The sequence below is a fragment of the Streptomyces sp. NPDC047017 genome (assembly GCF_040644175.1).
Taxonomy (GTDB): Bacteria; Actinomycetota; Actinomycetes; order Streptomycetales; family Streptomycetaceae; genus Streptomyces.
This window is the reverse complement of the sequence record NZ_JBEYVW010000054.1, coordinates 1-2,113: the sequence shown is the minus strand read 5'-3', so window position 1 is coordinate 2,113 and position 2,113 is coordinate 1. Positions and strand designations below refer to the sequence as shown.

General features: G+C 67.1%; 1 protein-coding gene. It reads left to right on the top strand.

What is annotated here, in order from left to right; all coding sequences use genetic code 11:
- Positions 1-2,113 (top strand): condensation domain-containing protein (locus ABZ858_RS37135; protein WP_361389434.1); only part of this gene is annotated, 2,113 nt, incomplete at both ends.

Genomic DNA, 2,113 nt, shown 5'->3' with positions numbered 1-2,113 from the left:
ATGGTGTGCTGGAGTTCGTGGGGCGTGCTGATGCTCAGGTGAAGGTGCGGGGTTTCCGTATCGAGCCGGGTGAGGTCGAGGCGGTGCTGGCCGGGCATGCATCGGTGGGTCAGGTGGCCGTGGTCGTGCGGGAGGACCGTCCTGGTGACAGGCGTCTGGTGGCGTATGTCGTGGCAGCGGGTGACGGTGTTCTCGACCCTGCGGTGTTGCGTGGGTTCGTGGGGGAGCGGTTGCCGGATTACATGGTGCCGTCGGCTTTCGTGGTCCTCGATGCGCTGCCGTTGACGCCGAACGGGAAGCTCGACCGGAAGGTGTTGCCCGTCCCGGAGGTTGCTTCAGACGCGGGGATGGGCAACGGGCCGCGGACACCGCACGAGGAAATCCTGTGTGGGCTGTTCGCGGATGTCCTGGGTGTGTCGAGGGTTTCTGCGGACGACGGGTTTTTCGAGTTGGGTGGCGACAGCATCCTGTCGATCCAGTTGGTGGCGCGGGCGCGGGCGGCCGGCCTGGTGTTCTCCCCGCGTGATGTGTTCGAGCGTAAGTCGGTGGCTGCGCTCGCACCGGTGGTCGGCATGTCAGCCGGTTCGGCGGTGGTGGAGGCCGAGGGTGCTGGTGTGGGTGTGGTGCCGTTGACGCCGGTGATGCACCAGGTGCGGGAGCGGGGTGGTCCGCTGGCCGGGTTCTCGCAGTCGATGCTGGTGGGTGCGCCGGCGGGGCTGTCGCTGGATGTGCTGACCGCGATGGTGGGGGCGGTCCTTGACCGGCATGACGGTCTGCGGTTGCGGGTCGTCCAAGACGCCGACTCGGATTCCGGCCCGGATTCAGGTTCTTCCTCTGGTTGGGGTTCGGGTTGGGGTTTGGAGGTGTTGCCGTCGGGTGTGGTGGATGCGGCGGGGTGTGTGCGTCGTGTGGACGTCACCGGTGCGGTGGGCCGTGGGCTGGAGGAGGTGGTGCTGGCCGAGGCGGTTGCGGCGCGTGAGCGTCTGGATCCGTTGGCGGGTGTGATGGTGCAGGTGGTGTGGTTCAACGCGGGCGCGGATGTGCCGGGCCGTGTTCTGCTGGTCCTGCACCATCTGGTGGTCGATGGGGTGTCCTGGCGCGTGCTGCTGCCAGACCTCGCAGCGGCGTGGACCGCGATCTCGGTGGGTGGTTCGGTGGAGCTGGCTGCGGTGGGGACGTCGTTCCGTGGCTGGGCGGGTCATCTGGTGCGGATGGCGGGTTCGGCGGAGCGGGTCGCGGAGCTGGGTCTGTGGCGGGAGATGGTGGCAACCCCTGGCATCCGTATGGGATCACGCGAACTTGATCCGTCGAGGGACACCGCCGAAACCGTGCAGGGTCTGGTCGTGGAACTGTCTCTGCAGGAAACTCGCCCGCTGCTGGGTGAGGTGGCTTCCGTCTTCCACGCCGGTGTGGAGGACGTGCTCCTCGCGGCGCTCGCGCTGGCAGTGACCCGTTGGTGTGGCGAAACGTGCTCGGCTCCGGCGGGCGCCGGGTCTGCTGGTGGGGTGTTGGTGGAGTTGGAGGGGCATGGCCGGGAGGAGGTGGTGGAGGGGGTGGATCTGTCGCGGACGGTGGGCTGGTTTACCAGTGCGTATCCGTTGCGGATTGATCCGGGGGTGTTTGATGCGGGTGAGGTGTGGGCTGGTGGTGCTCAGGCCGGTGTGGTGTTGAAGCGGGTGAAGGAGCAGGTGCGGTCGGTTCCCGATCGTGGTCTGGGTTTTGGTTTGTTGCGGTATTTGAATGCGGAGACGGGTGCGGTGTTGGAGCGGGGGGCGCGGCCTGAGATCGGGTTCAACTATTTGGGCCGGTTCAGTGTGGGTGGTGGTGGTGCCTGGCAGATCGCTGCGGAGTCGGTGGCGTTGGGCAGTGGGTTGGATCCTCGGATGCCGGTTCCGCATGCGTTGGAGATCAATGCGGTGGTGCGGGACGGTGAGGCCGGTCCGTGTCTGCAGGTGTCCTGGTCGTGGGTGCCGGGTGTGCTGGATGAACGTGATGTCGTCGAGGTGTCGGGGTTGTTCGTCGAGGCACTGGCAGCGATCACCCGTCACGCGGCCGATCCCGCCGCGGGCGGATACACGCCCTCCGATCTTCCCCTGGTCGACCTGAACCAGGC